The 16,918-nt window shown below is 39.2% G+C and carries 8 protein-coding genes; 5 read left to right on the top strand and 3 right to left on the bottom strand.

The window, feature by feature from the left end; genetic code table 11:
- Positions 1 to 168: 168 nt before the first annotated feature.
- Positions 169 to 783, bottom strand: a complete 615-nt coding sequence (locus tag NF867_RS10145; protein WP_252587727.1) for a YceI family protein — start codon at positions 781 to 783, stop codon at positions 169 to 171.
- A 237-nt stretch (positions 784 to 1,020) separates the two neighbouring features.
- Between NF867_RS10145 and NF867_RS10140 the strand changes: the two genes are divergently transcribed.
- The 4 genes from NF867_RS10140 to NF867_RS10125 all read left to right on the top strand — a co-directional run bounded on the left by NF867_RS10140 (position 1,021) and on the right by NF867_RS10125 (position 5,320).
- Complete coding sequence (locus NF867_RS10140) at positions 1,021 to 1,401, top strand: VOC family protein (protein ID WP_252587726.1); 381 nt, start codon at positions 1,021 to 1,023, stop codon at positions 1,399 to 1,401.
- A 131-nt stretch (positions 1,402 to 1,532) separates the two neighbouring features.
- Complete coding sequence (locus NF867_RS10135) at positions 1,533 to 3,425, top strand: sensor histidine kinase (protein WP_252587725.1); 1,893 nt, start codon at positions 1,533 to 1,535, stop codon at positions 3,423 to 3,425.
- Positions 3,422 to 4,069 carry a response regulator transcription factor gene (locus NF867_RS10130; RefSeq protein ID WP_252587724.1) on the top strand — a complete coding sequence of 216 codons (648 nt, stop codon included), beginning with the start codon at positions 3,422 to 3,424 and terminating at the stop codon, positions 4,067 to 4,069. The genes NF867_RS10135 and NF867_RS10130 overlap by 4 nt, the downstream gene beginning before the upstream one ends.
- Positions 4,070 to 4,354: 285 nt before the next feature.
- Positions 4,355 to 5,320, top strand: a complete 966-nt coding sequence (locus NF867_RS10125; protein ID WP_252587723.1) for a SixA phosphatase family protein — start codon at positions 4,355 to 4,357, stop codon at positions 5,318 to 5,320.
- Positions 5,321 to 5,403: 83 nt separating this feature from the next.
- Here the strand turns inward: NF867_RS10125 and gcvP are convergent, their stop codons facing one another.
- Positions 5,404 to 8,295 (bottom strand): aminomethyl-transferring glycine dehydrogenase, encoded by a 2,892-nt coding sequence (gene gcvP, locus NF867_RS10120; protein WP_252587722.1) that lies wholly within the window; start codon positions 8,293 to 8,295, stop codon positions 5,404 to 5,406.
- Between the two features lie 255 nt (positions 8,296 to 8,550).
- Here gcvP and NF867_RS10115 point away from each other — a divergent pair, with 255 nt between their 5' ends.
- Positions 8,551 to 11,997, top strand: coding sequence for a T9SS type B sorting domain-containing protein (locus tag NF867_RS10115; protein WP_252587721.1), 3,447 nt, complete (start codon positions 8,551 to 8,553; stop codon positions 11,995 to 11,997).
- 46 nt (positions 11,998 to 12,043) lie between these two features.
- On the opposite strand, the gene NF867_RS10110 is transcribed toward NF867_RS10115, so the two are convergent.
- On the bottom strand, positions 12,044 to 16,918 hold a 4,875-nt coding region (locus tag NF867_RS10110), incomplete at its 5' end, for a tandem-95 repeat protein (RefSeq protein ID WP_252587720.1).

Raw genomic sequence — 16,918 nt, 5'->3', positions numbered from 1 at the left:
AACAACTTTATTGTATCATTTGTGTTACGACTAACCACTAATAAAGCAATCAGAGAATACATTACAGAATAAATAAGGCAAATGTTTTATGACAGGGAAAATATATTGAAATAATAACGAGAAAGGCAGTAATAAGCTGCCTTTCTCGTTTTCTTCCATTTTCCAAAATTATTGACGGCGGGCAACCATTTGAGTTATTTCGAGTTCAAAGTCATCATCAATGGCTTTATCTCCTAAACTTTCAAAGAAACTGGCAGAACGATATTTAATATCAAACTGCGTTCTGTTTACTTTAAACTTATTACTGATAATAGCCAAAGCACCGCCGTTATCAGAAACTGAAACAAATGCAGGAAATTGAATTTCTTTAGTAATTCCTTTAACAGTTAGATTTCCTGTCACGGCATATTGATTTTTACCTAAGCTTTTTGCTTTCGTAATTTCAAACTTGGCCGTAGGGAATTTTTCAACATTAAAAAAATTATCAGATTTCAAGTCATTCACCAGTTTAGCATTGTAATTAGGGTCTTTAAGGTCGATATCCGTTATTGACTTCATATCAAATTCAAAGGTTCCACCTGCCAACTTATCATTTTTCATCCTAACGTACCCTTCTGATAACTGTATTGAACCCGAATGCATTCCGGTTACTTTTTTGCCAAACCAAACAACATTGGTTTGAGAAACATCAACTTTATAAGTTACTTCATCACTTTTTGCCGATATAAAGGCAAAAGAAACGAATGCGATGATTGAGAGTGTTAAAAGCAGAATTTTTTTCATTTATTTAAGATTTTTAAGAATGTGCAAGTTAATAAACGTTCCTAATAAGGGAAATAGTTTGCTGTATTGAAAAAAAATAGAATTACAAGCCTCACCAAACAAGCGACAACCATAATAATTCCTTAAATTACATTTATTAGGCAAAGCCATTTATAATACCAACTCACTTCCAAGTTCTGCGCGGATATACTCATAAATGTGCTTCTCAACACATAAAATCAAGATCAATAATTAATCATGGAAAATACCAATTTATTTGAACGGCATCAACGCATTATGCCTTACCTGATATTGGATGAGGCCACCAAGTTTTTACCTTTTATGCAGTTAGTTTTTGATGCTTCTGAAACTTACAGATCCATGAGAGATGACAGAACGATTATGCATGCAGAATTAATGATAGGCGAATGCACCATTATGTACAGTAATAGTTCAAAGGAATGGGATTCCAGACAATCAGCTCTTTTCATTTATGTAGACAATGCTGATGTAACTTACAAAAGAGCCATTGAAGCCGGTTGTTATTCTATTGTAGAGCCAGAGACCAAAGATTACGGTCGTACCGGAGGGATTATAGACCCATTTGGAAACATATGGTGGATTACATCGGTTCTCTAAACAGTAAAAAAATGATCAATTCCTCTATCGGCCTATTCTTACTGTTGATAATGATTTTCAACTTTGATTTTGCCTCTTCCCTTCCGTTCAATTGATTTTCAAACAATAAATAGGTCTATATTTGCATTCATATGAGCTATCGTTTGTTTTTTGTTTGCTTGGCATTTCTACTCCATGGCAGTAAAATCTTTGCCCAACTCCCACTGGACACCTTAGACATAGCTACAAAAAGAAACTTCCACCTTACTCATTATTATAAATACCTCGAAGACTGCAATAATTTTAAAGAAGAAGAAGTCCTTAAAAACCTGCAAACCGATAAGTTTAATAATCCTACACCCAAGCAACCTTTTAACATGGGCGTAAGCAAATGCAATTATTGGTTGGCAATAGCCCTTAAAAACAGCTCTGCAGATGAAAAGTCGATAACCTACTCATTCTATAATAATGGATTAGCATTCCAACTATTTGAACTTCAAAATGGAACTTTAGCTTTAATTGACAGTAGTTCAATGCATATCCCTTTAGTTGAAAGAAGCTTTCCGGTTAGGGGGATTACATTCAATGTTAAGTTCAAATCACAGCAAACAAAAGTTTTACTGGTTAAAATTAAACGTACAACCGCCAGTAATATTTACACACCTATCGATATATCAAACACAAACGAGCTGATGTTTTTTGAAATTGGCTATAGCTACCTGATCGGAAAGTACATCGGTTATTTTTTATTGGCATTAATTGCCAATATCATTCTTTGGATTGTTCTTAAAAACAAGCTTCATTTTTTCCTTGCTTGCTACATTCTTATAATATTAGGCTTCATTCTAGACGAATTTCATTTTGATTCGATGGAGTTTGGGGGGGATTTCTTTAGGTATTGGAGTTACATTCATGAAGCTTTCTTTACAGGAATGGCGCTTTATTTCTGCAGCAGGGTATTCATCTTGTTTACTGATCTGCATAATTCGAACCCACGGTTATTTACTTATTTAACCTGGTATAACCATATTTCACTTGGCTTTTCTACAGCATTATTGATTATTTCGCTATCATTCAACTACCAATCAACTATCTATAAAACAGGAGGAACAATTGTTTATTATTATACCATAGCTGGTTTCTTTTTATTAATCTCTACATTATTATACGGAGTAGTCAGAAAACAATATTATGCAATTCTATACTTCCTCTCCTCTGCCCTTTTATTAGCCGGATTTGTAAGTTATATCGCGGCTTCATTTAAACTTGGTCGCTTATTTCTTCTTCGCCCTGGAAACATTGTAAATGGTTTGGCCTTTGAAATTACCGTTTTAACCTTCTTTTTTATTTATAAGTATAAAAAAGAGAAAGATGAATTACAGAGAAAAATAATAGAAAGTATTAAATTAAAGCAAGAACTATCAACCTCGCTATTAGAAATACAGGAAAACGAACGAACACGCATCGCACATGACTTACATGACGAAGTTGGAAACACGTTGAATGGACTCCGCCTCATGACGCAAAGCTATTTTGCAAAAACACCTATAATAAGCATAGAGGAGGAGCAGTTTCGAGAACAACTTTTAGCAGGCATGAAGAAGATAAATACAGACGTCCGAGAAATCACCAGCGACTTAATGCCTAAAGGCTTAGAATCCGACGGATTAATTCCCAGGATAAACATTCAGCTAACACTGCTCCGAACTACTAATACAGGCGTTGATATTCAATTTATTCACAAAGGAGATATCGAAACTATTGAGCCAAAGATTAAGGTAATGTCGTATCGAATTATGAGTGAACTGCTACAAAATACCATTAAACATTCGGGAGCATCAAAAGCTACCCTGCAATGCTTGTTATTTGACGAAACGCTTCAGATCATTATGGAGGATAACGGAAAAGGTTTTAATAGTGACCAATCATTAAATAATGGCATCGGGATGAGGAGTATAAAGGCAAGAGTAAGTTATTTAAATGGCGAATATAAAATTGATAGTGGCATTAATGGAACTACGTTTATCATAGAAATTCCGGTATGACAGCTGCAGAAAACTATAAGATAATAATTGCCGATGACCATAAGCTGATCAGTGACAGTATTGAGCTTATTATCAGGGAGAATATATTAGGAGAAGTGGTTGCAAAAGTTCCCAACGGTCGAGAACTACTAACAACTCTTGAGACTGCAAATGTTGACCTTATTATTTTGGACATAAATATGCCAGAACTAGATGGTTATAAGACTTTGCAACAACTAAATACCAAAAAAACTGCTGTTAAAGTCTTGATGATAAGTCAGTATGATAACATTGATTATGTACGAAAATTTCAGGCAATGGGCGTTGATGGTTATCTTCCAAAATCATTTGACTTAAATGAATTTATTTATGCTATTAAAAAAATAAAAGCCGGAGAGCAGTTTTTCCCACTTCTTGAAAGTGATAACCAAGTAATGGGCAGCAATCCGTTTACGCCATTTGATAATGAGCAATTCAAACTATCTGAACGGGAAATTGAAATTATATTAGGCATTTCTCAGGGCCTTACATCCAAACAAATTGCCCAAAAGCTGTTTATCAGCGAATTTACAGTTACCACACACCGACGCAATATTTTCAGAAAACTTGACATAAAAAACGCGGCAGAGCTAACACTTTTTGCCAAGACAAATAATCTAATCTAACCCATAACTTTCAAACAGAACCATCCAAAATTCTGAGGCCAAATACCTTCATTAGCCAATTAAAAAAATTTGGCCCAATGAGAAAAATCAGTCAATATTTTTCCATAATTTGCTGATAGTAAGCGCAAAACTAAAAACTTTCATCCAACTTTATTTTAAGAATTCATCAAACTAGAATTTTCAAGGGCATATTCACTTCATTTCAGACGATTTTTCATTCACGTGCTCTTACTGAATCGGTATAAAAAATCTGTTTTAGATCATATAATTAAATCTAAATTTAAAATGAAGAACCATTTCAAAATTATTCTGCTGGTACTGCTCATTGCCTTCGGATGTAAGAAAAATGACAGCAATGAGAATCGACCCAAAATAACTTCACTTGAATACAAAAACGATCTTTTATTTGTCAACAAAGCCAATTTCAAGATAGAAACGAACGAACCCGCAGAGTTTTCATCAAGTGACCCCAAGATTCAGTTAACTAGTGATGGATTAATTCAAAGAATTACATCCTCTGAAGTAGTGGCCATAGATGTTATCTGGAAGGATCAAGCAAAAGCCCCAACAAGAATATATGCACTGGGAGCTACTGATGATTCATTCGACCAACCTTATGCGGCTTTTCATGGAACACACGCAACCGACCCTTATAATGCTTACCTGCAGGGCTGGGCAACACTAAGAAAACTCCCTGTAAGCAACGCCACTTATGCCATTATTCTACGACATGCCGATGCCGACAATGGCGTGGATTTCAGCAAAACAACAGGTCCGGCTAATTGGTGGACTTCTTGCGACTCCACCAAGGCACGTCAACTAAATCAACAAGGAAAAAATAGGTCAATAGCACTAGGCACCGCCTTTAAAGATCTGCATCTAAATATAAAAAGGGTTTTCAGCAGTGAGTTTTGCCGGGCCAAAATGACAGCAGAACTCATCAATGCAGGTCCTACTATCAAAATCGACAACCGACTTAACCATGCCAGTTATAATGTTTCGGGCGGAAGTATTTTTGGAGGAATAAGAAACGTGATTAGCGAACAATCAGTAGACAATAATATCACCCTAATAGTCACTCACCATGCCGGCAATGAGATGGACTACCCTAGCTTCCCTGCCGTTTCCCCATTTACGTGGACAGGCGCATATTTCATAAAAATCAATAAAGACAATTCAATTACCTACGCAGGTGCTGCCTCATGGGGAATGTTTATGTATTGGCGAGATCTAAAAACAAAATCTAATTAATCAGCAATAGTTATAGCAAAAAACAAAGCCCAACCGTTTTAAAGGTTGGGCTTATCTATTAAAAGAATTCTTAATTGCAAAACTTAATTGGCGGCCACCGTTTCCTCCATGTAGCTTTCAATTGGAGGACATGAACAAACCAATGTACGATCGCCATATGTATCGTTTACACGAGCAACTGAAGGCCAGAATTTATTAGCCGCTACCCAATGTAATGGGAATGCTGCTTTCTGACGGCTATACGAATGTTCCCACTCATTAGCAGTAATTACAGCAGCAGTATGAGGAGCATTTTTCAATACGTTGTCATCCTTATCTGCTTTACCTTCTTCAACTTCGTTGATCTCATTTTTAATAGCGATCATCGCCTCACAGAAACGATCTAATTCAACTTTTGGCTCTGATTCGGTAGGCTCAATCATCACCGTTCCAGGAACCGGGAATGATACTGTTGGAGCATGGAAACCATAGTCCATCAAACGTTTAGCGATATCAGTTACCTCAATACCGAAATTTTTGAATGAACGGCAATCCAAGATCATCTCGTGAGCACAACGACCGTTAGCACCTGAATAAAGAACTTTATAATCGTTTTCTAAACGAGATTTGATATAGTTGGCATTTAAGATGGCGTATTTAGTAGCATTGGTTAAGCCTTCACCACCCATCATTGCAATGTATGCGTGAGAAATAACCAGGATGCTTGCACTACCCCATGGAGCTGAAGAAACCGCATGTATTGCATTGTCACCACCGGTTTGTACCACTGCATGACCAGGTAAGAATGGAGCCAAATGTTTAGCAACACAGATTGGACCCATACCAGGACCTCCTCCACCATGAGGAATACAGAAGGTTTTATGAAGGTTCAAGTGACAAACGTCGGCACCAATGTTAGCAGGGCTGGTTAAACCAACCTGAGCGTTCATATTTGCGCCGTCCATGTAAACTTGACCGCCATTATCATGGATGATCTGACAAATTTCAATGATCGCTTCTTCAAACACACCGTGAGTTGAAGGATAAGTAACCATTAAGCCAGCCAGATTATCTTTATTTTCAATTGCTTTAGCACGTAAGTCTTCAACATCGATATTACCATTTTCATCACATTTGGTAATTACAATTTTGAAGCCTGCGATAGCAGCAGAAGCAGGATTGGTTCCATGTGCTGATGAAGGAATCAAGATCACGTTACGGTGACTATGCCCACGGCTTTCGTGATAAGCACGAATCACCATTAATCCAGCGTATTCACCTTGTGCACCTGAGTTAGGCTGTAAGCTAGCACCGGCAAAACCAGTGATCTCACATAACCATTGCTCTAATTCTGAAATCATTTGTGCATATCCGCCAACCTGATCCATTGGAGCAAATGGGTGAAGCTTACCAAACTCAGCCCAGGTAACCGGGATCATTTCGGCAGTAGCATTCAATTTCATTGTACAAGAACCTAAAGAGATCATTGAATGATTCAATGAAAGATCTTTATTTTCAAGGCTCTTGATATAACGCAACATCTCATGCTCAGAGTGATGTGTATTGAACACAGGGTGAGTGAAGAATGCTGATTTACGTTGCAAATTATCGGCAATAGGTGAATTCAGATTAGCAGCCAATCCGTCAACATCCACATCATTCAGGTTTTTACCAACTACTTTGGCAAATACTTTAACGATGGTTTTGATATCTTCTACCGAAGTGGTTTCGTCAACGGCTATACCAACTTTAGAACCTTTATAATGGAAGTTAGCTTCAGCATCAACAGCTTCTTTATGAATAGAACCTACATTGCTTCCGGCATCTACCGTAATGGTATCAAAAAATGATTTGTTTAATACCGAATAACCTAAAGAAGTAAGCGCCTCTTTTAATAATACCGCCATACCGTGTGTACGGTTAGCGATTTTCTTAACCCCTTCTTGTCCGTGGTAAACCGCATACATAGAAGCCATGATAGCTAACAATGCCTGCGCTGTACAAATGTTTGAAGTAGCTTTATCTCTGCGGATGTGTTGCTCACGCGTTTGAAGAGCCATACGCAATGCTTGATTGCCTTGTGCATCGATAGTTACACCGATGATACGGCCTGGCATTGAGCGTTTGTATTCTTCTTTAGTTGCGAAATAAGCAGCGTGAGGACCACCGTAACCCATCGGTACACCGAAACGTTGAGCAGAACCAACAACGATATCGGCACCAAATTCCGAAGGAGGAGTTAACAAGGCCAAACTTAAAATATCTGCAGCAACCGTGATTTTGATATTTTTCGCATGACATTTATTAGCAAACTCGGTGTAGTCATAAACCTCACCGTTAGCTGCAGGATACTGAACGATCGCACCAAACATGTTTTCTGACAATTCAACAGTTTGATGATCGCCGATTAATAACTCGATACCCAAAGGTTTTGAGCGAGTCATTAAAATGTCGATAGTTTGAGGTAATACTTCCTGAGAAACGAAGAATACATTAGCACCATTGTTTTTACGCAATGAGTATTGCATAAACATTGCTTCGGCCGCTGCTGTACCCTCGTCTAATAATGAAGCATTAGCGATCTCCATACCGGTAAGATCGATGATCATTGTTTGATAATTCAACAATGCCTGCAAGCGACCCTGAGCAATTTCAGCCTGGTAAGGAGTGTATTGGGTGTACCATCCCGGATTTTCAAGGATGTTACGCAAAATTACATTTGGAGTGAAGTTATCGTAATAACCACGACCGATATACGATTTGAAAACTTTGTTTTTAGAAGCGGTTTGCTTTAAGCTGGCAAGGTATTCAAACTCGGTTTTGGCAGGAGGTAAATTAAGAGGTTTTTTCAGGCGGATCTTTTCAGGAACGGTTTCGTTGATCAACTGATCAATCGAATCAACACCGATCACTTTTAACATCTTCTGGGTATCTTCCGAACCCGGAGCAATATGGCGGCCTTCAAAAGCCTCTTTGTAATTGATATCTAACTTCATGAGGTTAAATTTGGAGCCGCAAAATTAATTAATTAACAAGCCATTAACAACGGTTTTACGTCTATGCAAGTATCATAAAAAGAGCCATAATTATTAAATTCCACAATCTTTCAACTTAGCAAAATCAACTCAACAAGCCACACTTAGTCGCATAATTTAATTCTGGCAAACCCATTGATTGCAGATTATAATTTTATAGAATTAAATAAGCATTCTGATTGCTATTTTTACACCCTGTTGATTTTACCTTTTACGTTGAAAAAATTTTACTTAGCTGCCATTCTTACGCTCCTTTCTTGTTTATCAGTGTACGCTGACCAATTTATCGTAACCTCCAACGCCGATGCCGGCCCGGGCACCTTGCGGGAAGCCCTCGATAAAGCTGCCGCCAACGGAACTACCGATATGGATTTCATTTATTTTAGAATGCTGGATGTGAGTGAAGCAGGAAGAACGATAAGCTTATTAACAGAACTACCTCCATTAAGTTCTCACCTATCAATTGACGGCGTTTCACAACCCGGAGCACCATTTGGAATAAGCAACGCGAAGGTAAAAATTCGCCCTGCCAACAATAACTCAGGTATTACAAACGGATTACGAATAATCAATATGCATACTATAGAAATATTCGGACTCTACATTACAGGATTTAACAAGAATAATAACAATGGAACAGGTTGCGGAATATATATTAAGGGTAGTACTAATATTTATATAGGTTACCCAACAAGTGGCAATATTATAAACAATTGTACCAACCTAATTTATCAAGAACTCGACCATTCTATTTTTCCAACAAATCTCATATCCATTAAAAGTAATCTATTGGGATTTTATGAAGACGGTAAAACCATTTTTAGTTATAGCCCTACAGAATATTGGATCTCCGGCATTTCACTTTATGGCGATCAAATTACAATTGGCGGTGAAAGCCAAAAGGAAGGAAATCTAATTGGCGCTTCAACATATTTAGGTTATAATGTCCTTGGCGACAACTTAAAAAATGAAGATATAAAGATTATCAATAACATAGTTGGAACAGATTTTACCGAGTCGATCAAATTTCCCTATATGAGAAGTGGGCTACAAATTCATAGTAGATCGAACATAGAAATAAAACGCAACACTATAGCTAATTATGACAGATGGGGTATTTACCTAAATGATTCTAAGGATTTTAAAATAACTGGAAACAGAATTGGAACTAACTCTTCTGAAAACAAAAATTTAGGCGGAGGTGAAAATACAGTGGGAAACAATATTGTGGTTTATATTGAAGATTCTCAAAACGGTATCATTGGAGGAGAAAACCCAGGAGAAGGAAATACCATTGCATATAATAATAGAGCTAACCCTAATTTTTATTCACAAACAATAGAATGCATTCGTTCTGCAAAAATAACACTATCCAGAAATAAAATTTTCTGTAACAGTACAGGAAACACCTACCCTTACTACAACCCTTATACAGTTCTTCCAGAAGTTTATATAGAAACAATATCAGGCAACTCGGTTACAGGCAGGGCTACTCCAAATTCAAAAGTTGAGCTGTTTTATACAGACAGATGTGGAATGTGTGAACCAGAAACCTATTTTGCAACAGTTCAGGCGAATGTTGCAGGAAAATGGTCCTATTTAGGACCACTCAATGGCTCAGTTGTAGCTTCTGCTACTATAAATGGCAGTACTTCTGAATTTACTAAAGTAGAAATCAATTCAGCAAATGTTATAGTTAATCCAGATAACTGCAACCAAGGAATTGGAAGCATAAAGGGAATTAAGATTAAAAATACATCCGCCGTTAAATGGTTGGATGCAAGTGGCAACGTTGTGGGCACAGGCCCCGACCTCGAAAATGTTAAAGCCGGAAAATACACTATTGTAACAGAAGACGGCTGTGCAAAGTCGCAGACATTTGAAGTACTGCCCTCTACTTCTATTAAACTTCACCCTGAAAGCACCCGTATACAGCATCCTTGTGGCATTTATAAAGGAAGTATTGGATTAGGAATAATTCATTCGGGTTCTTTTCATTTCACTTGGCGAGATAAGGCTGGAAACATAATTCTTGAAAGCGACAATACAACCGAAATTTGGGACCTGGGCCCTGGAGAGTACACTGCCACAATTAGCGATAGACTTAATTGCTCCATTACAGCAGGACCATTCATTCTCACCCAACAACCGGGCCCGAGCATTGATGAAACCAATATCAAAATAACTTATACCGACTGCGAAGAAGGACTTGCTACTATCTCAAATCTTAAAGTTTCAGGAACAGTAGGGAATACCACCTATGCCTGGAAAAATGAAAACGGGCTTAAAGTGAGCTCGATAATTGATTTTCCTCCTAACATACCTGGCAAATACCAACTTTTCGTTAAAGACGAAAGCAGTTGTGGACAAATTAGCTCAAGTGTTTTTACTATTGAGCCGCCTATAACCTTTGATTATTCAACGATGGAGGTATGGTCAAATAGTTCGTGCGAAGATCGCAATGGAAAAATACTTGGACTTAAGGTTACCGGCGCCGACCGTTATGAATGGAAAGATGATTTGGGAAAAGTTATTTCTGATCAGTTAGATGTATCCAATTTACCTAATGGATTTTATACACTTACTGCCTACAACAGCAAAACCGGCTGTCAGAAACAAAGCAGAACATCAATTATTTACAAAAACGACCAATTCAAGATACTAGAGTATAATACCACCCAAAGTAGTTGTTCTAAACCAACGGGGGCTATTAATATATTGAAATATGCAGGAGAAACACCACGAGAATTTAAATGGCATGATGCAAATGGCAAGCTAGTTTCAAAAGAACTCAATCCAACTAATCTGCCAGCCGGAACTTATCGTTTGTCTGTTATTAATTGGAGCAACTGTCCTTACGAGGTAGGTGACTACACTGTTGATCGAAAACCATTAATAAACATTGGCACCAACTCCTTACTTATAGTAGATGACCAGTGCCAATTAACTACCGGAGCAATTAAGAACCTAACAATATCGGGAGGAACCCCTCCATTTAACTACAACTGGAAAAATGATAAGGGCGAAACAATTTCTACCAACCTCGATTTAACGAATGTCCCTGCAGGAGATTATCAATTAACCATTTCGGATCAAGCTGCTTGTGATGCTACAATTGTCATGACAATTCCTAATGGATATGAATCATTAAATGCTCCTATTGTCAACAACGTTACCCTTTGCAGCCCTGGCACTGCAATTATTATGGTTAGAAATACAGAAAACGGTGGTACTTACAAAGTTTATGAATCACCTATTTCTTCAGCGCCAATTGCTCAAAGTGCTAACGGTATTCTTACAATAGGCAAAGTTGAGCATGACCAGACTTACTTCGTTTCCTTTAGCAAAGGTTCGTGTGAAAGTGACCGAACAGCTGTAAAAGTGAGTTTAACATCTGATGCTGTTCAGGTTTCTAATGTATTTACCCCTAATGGTGATGGCAAAAACGAGGTATGGGAGATTGGCAATATGGAACAAAATCCGACGGCTGAAATAAACGTTTTTAACCGCTACGGACAAATCGTTTTTCATTCCATCGGCTATCACACACCTTTTGATGGAACTTATAAGGGCCAAAAGTTACCTGTAGGTACTTATTATTATTCAATCCATCTGAAAGCTGATTGCCCGGCTGTTGTTGGGCCATTGACGATTATCAGATAGTTTTATAGTCGATAGTCCATAGACCATGGACTATCGACCATCGACTTTACCGCAGGATAGTTATATACCCCGTATACACTTTGGTATTACCCTGCTTGTTTTTAATACGCAGGCTGTAGAAGTAGGTTCCTTCCGGCAAATCAGAGCCATCCCAATCGTTTTTATACGGCCTTCTCTTAAATACTTCTCCCCCCCAGCGATTGAATACCTGCAATTCAGCATCAAAATCTTCAACGCCATTAATAGTGAATGTATCATTAATTCCATCCCCATTCGGAGTAAACACATTGGCAACCTTAAACCCGAACACTTCAACACTCACACTCGACTTATTATTCGATGGATCTGCATCTGATTCAGTCGACGTTGCTATTGCCGTATTAATAAAATCTCCGCCTTGAATGGCTGTAACATTAATGGTTAGTTGCGCCGATTGCTGCGCAGCAAGGCTACTAATCACCCATGTAACAATATTTGATCCTGAGAGAGTGACATCTCCTACACTTGCATTGGCAGATACGTATACAAAACCTTCAGGCAGTGTATCGATTACCGTTACCTGATTCGCTGCATTTTTATTATCGTTATTCTGCACTAACAGATTAAACGATAAGGACTGATTCAAATCGACCTTTGTATTACTGGCCGTTTTAACAATCTGCACATCTACCAAGCCTTTTTTAACGGTTAATTCAACTGTTGATGTAGAACATCCGGCTGGGTTAAAACTATCGCAAACAGTGTATGCAAATGAGTCGGGACCAATGTAGTTGAGATTTGGTGTATAAACCGGATTACCGGTCTCCATCTGAGTGATAGTTCCATGCTGCGGAGCTGAAGAAACACTATAAACCAATGGCAGAGGCCCATCAATATCGCTTACATTTTCAGCTATATTGAGCGTTTTGGGCTCATTAATGACCACATCATATGATAAGTTTGATGTTACCGGAGCATCATTTACAGGAATAATGGTAATATTCACAGCTATTGTGCTTAATCCTCCTTTATCATCTAATACCCGTGCGGTAAATGAATCTGAACCTAAATAATCTTTAGCAGGGGTGTACAAATAGCTGCCATCCGAATTTACAGTCACAGTACCATGTTCAGGCAATACTGCACCTATCACAAATGTTATTGGATCTCCTTCCGGATCAATAGCCACAAATTTGTCTGTATATGGAGTATCTTCATTAATAGTTAAGTTGATTGGAGTTGCTGTTTCAGGCGGACTATTAATCGGATTAATCAAAATACTTACGATAAATTCAACACTGCCGCCTTTATCGTCCATTACTTTTGCTTTAAATGAATCAGAACCATTAAAGTTTAAATTAGGCTTATAGGTAAAGGTTCCGTCTTCATTTACCTCAACAAATCCATTTTGAGGAGGCTGAGCCAAACCAAAAGTCAATGGATTATTATCAACTGAAACAGCTTCAAGTTTATTCGTTAGTATTTCATTCTCATTAATCACAAACGACATTTCAAATGCTCTTGGTTGATCATAAACAAGCCTTATTTCAATATAAACCTTAAATGAAGCCAATCCTCCGTTTCCATCATTTACCTGAACTGTTATTGAGTCTTGTCCGTTAAAATCATTATACGGAACATAATTGTAATCACCATTCTGATTTAACTTAAACAAGCCATTTGCTGCTTCTGAAATAACTGAATAGGCGAGCACATCATTATCAACATCTGTTGCGCTTAACGTACCGTCTAATGGAACATCTTCATCTGTTGTTAAATTAGTATTTTCAGCAACCGGGGCATCGTTAACCGGAGTTATTTCGAGCTGCACTGTTATTTGAGTTGTTCCTCCATTGCCATCATCAGCAGTAACACTAAAACTATCTGTTCCGTTGTAATCTGCAAATGGAGTATAAGTATATGTTCCATTTGCATTAAGCAATATGCTTCCGTGCATTGGCGCAGTATTTATTGAATAAGTAAGCTGATCTCCATCAACGTCTGTTGCTTGCACCTGTGAGCTAAGAGAATTGTCCTCACCTAATGTTTCTGAAACAGGAGTAATAGCTACTGGAAAATCATTCACAGGAATAATAACAATGTTTACTACCACCCTGATATGCTCACCATTACCATCGCTTATATCAACACTAAATTCGTCAGTACCATTAAAGTTACTATTAGGGGTATATACAAAGGATCCTGTTTGCTGATCTAATTGTATTGTTCCATTTAAAACGGACGTCAAAAGTTCGAAACTCAAAGCATCTCCATCAGGATCTTGTGCTTCCACTTTTGCAGACAATACTTCATCTTCATTCATTTGAAATTGTTGAATAGCATTAGCTATAGGAGGATTATTAAATGGCAATACAGTAATATTTACCTGAATCATAGCCGAACCACCATTACCATCATCAACAAGACCACTGAACTGATCAGCACCAGTAAAGCCTGCAGTAGGTGTATAAATAAACGAGCCATCGGCATTTAATGTTAAGCTGCCATGTAGCGGATTTTTTTCCAAAGAATAAGAAAGAGCATCTCCGTCAAGATCTGTTGCAGAAAGATTTGAGTTTAACGCTAGACTCTCGTTTGTTTGCAATTCCAATGGAGTAACCGGCACGGGTGCATCGTTTATCGGATTTACCTGTACATAGACATTAACAGAAGCAGTTCCTCCATTACCATCATTTATGGTCACCACCAAACTATCCTTTCCAAAGAAGTCCATACGAGGGGTATAAGTAAACGATCCATCTATGTCTAATTGCAATGAACCATTAAGCGAATTACTGCCTACATAACTCAACGCGTCTCCATCCACATCTGTGGCAGAGACTTGTCCCTTTACAGGCTTATCTTCGTCGGTAGTTAATAAAACAGGTGATATTGCAACTGGATTATCATTGGCTGGATTAATCAGGACATTAACAACTATCTCTGAGCTACCTCCTTTTCCATCATCTACAACTATTATAAAACTATCTAAACCATTGTAATTTGAGCTTGGAGTGTAACTAAAAGTTCCATTTGCGCTCACTGATACACTTCCATGCAGCGGTTCTGCCCCTGATTTCAACGAATACATTAGCTCATCTCCATCAATATCAGTGGCGGTAACCTTATCGGCAACCGGCGTGTCTTCATTGGAAACATAGTTTACCGGAGAGCTTGCTACAGGTGCATCATTCACCGGATTGACGGTGATGGTGACGGTTTGTTCCTGGCTGCATAATTGAGGCAAACCATTATCACAGGCCTGGTAGCTAAAGCTAACCGTACCTCTAAAGTTCGTTGTCGGGGTAAAGCTAAAGCTACCATTCGCATTGAATACCAATGTTCCTACTTCCGCAGGTACATCATTTATTAAAACAGCGGTAAGTGCATCTCCATCTATATCGGTAGCTGCTGGGGCATCACTGAGCACATTGCCATTTATGCTACCGCCATCTTCATCCATGATATAGGTATGATCTTGCGCCACCGGGGCATCGTTTACAGGGCTAATGGTAAGGCTGACGATCTGCGAAACTGTGCCCCCATGGCCATCAGACACCTGAATTTCAAAACTGTCAGTGCCGTTATAATTTGCTGCAGGCTGGTAGCTGAAAGATCCATCGGCTTGCAGGGTCAGGGTTCCGTTTGCCGGTGGAGTAATCAGGCTGAAAGTTAACGGATCTCCATCGGCATCCGTGGCCTTAAACACGCCAGTCAGATTGGTATCTTCATCGATCGTAAACGGACCGGCTGCCTGAATTACCGGCGCATCGTTCACCGGATTTACCAGAACATGCACATGGATCAGGGTAGTTGCCCCGGCGGCATCCTGAATCAGCACCTGGAAATGATCATCCTGATTATAACCACCTGCCGGCGTGTAGGTATAGTTAATCGTACTGGTGGTGCCGCTAAGTGTTGGAGTATTGTCCAGCACTACCGTACCGTGGGCAGACTGGGTTTCCAGAGTAAAACTCAACAATTCACCATCGGCATCATCGGCTGTTAACTGCCCGTTGAAGACCACGTTCTCATCCGTAGTAATGGATATCGGGCTCACAGCCGTTGGGGCATCATTGACCGGATTTATACTAATATTCACTGAAATGAGGGCGGTGCCGCCATTGCCATCGCTCACTGTAGCCATAAAGGAATCAGTACCGTTATAATTCGCATTTGGCAGATACTTAAATGAACCATCGGCATTTACAGTAACGGCTCCATTGGCCGAAGGAGTGGTTAGGCTGAACGTGAGCACATCGCCGTCAGCATCGGTGGCGAATAACTGATCCTCAATGGGCGTGTCTTCATTGGATTCATATTGAACGGGTGAGCTTGCTACAGGTGTGTCATTCACCGGATTGACGGTAATGGTGACGGTTTGTTCCGCGCTGCACAACTGAGGCAAACCATTATCACAGGCCTGATAACTAAAGGTAGCCGTGCCGTTAAAGTTTGCTGCCGGCGTAAAGCTGAAGCTGCCGTCGGCATTGAATACCAATGTTCCTATCTCGGCAGGCAAATCGTTTATTAAAACAGCGGTAAGCGCATCTCCATCTACATCACTGGCCACAGGGGCATCCGTAAGTACATTACCTGTTTGTGAACCGCCATCTTCATCCATGATATAGGTATGATCCTGGGCCACCGGTGCATCGTTTACAGGGCTAATGGTAAGGCTGACGATCTGCGAAACTGTGCCCCCATGGCCATCAGACACCTGAATTTCAAAACTGTCAGTGCCGTTATAATTTGCAGCAGGCTGGTAGCTGAAAGATCCATCGGCTTGCAGGGTCAGGGTTCCGTTTGCCGGTGGAGTAATCAGGCTGAAAGTTAACGGATCTCCATCGGCATCTGTGGCCTTAAACACGCCTGTCAATGGGATGTCTTCATCGATGGTAAACGGACCGGCTGCCTGAATTACCGGCGCATCGTTCACCGG

This window comes from Solitalea agri (genome assembly GCF_023914155.1).
GTDB classification, from domain to species: domain Bacteria; phylum Bacteroidota; class Bacteroidia; order Sphingobacteriales; family Sphingobacteriaceae; genus Solitalea; species Solitalea agri.
Note: the sequence above shows the minus strand (reverse complement) of the source record. Positions and strands in the feature narration are given on the sequence as shown.

Bases quoted from the DNA above. Each gene is read 5' to 3' on its own strand.
- NF867_RS10145 (WP_252587727.1), bottom strand. From the start codon at position 783: ATGAAAAAAATTCTGCTTTTAACACTCTCAATCATCGCATTCGTTTCT.
- NF867_RS10140 (WP_252587726.1), top strand. From the start codon at position 1,021: ATGGAAAATACCAATTTATTTGAACGGCATCAACGCATTATGCCTTAC.
- NF867_RS10135 (WP_252587725.1), top strand. From the start codon at position 1,533: ATGAGCTATCGTTTGTTTTTTGTTTGCTTGGCATTTCTACTCCATGGC.
- NF867_RS10130 (WP_252587724.1), top strand. From the start codon at position 3,422: ATGACAGCTGCAGAAAACTATAAGATAATAATTGCCGATGACCATAAG.
- NF867_RS10125 (WP_252587723.1), top strand. From the start codon at position 4,355: ATGAAGAACCATTTCAAAATTATTCTGCTGGTACTGCTCATTGCCTTC.
- gcvP (WP_252587722.1), bottom strand. From the start codon at position 8,295: ATGAAGTTAGATATCAATTACAAAGAGGCTTTTGAAGGCCGCCATATT.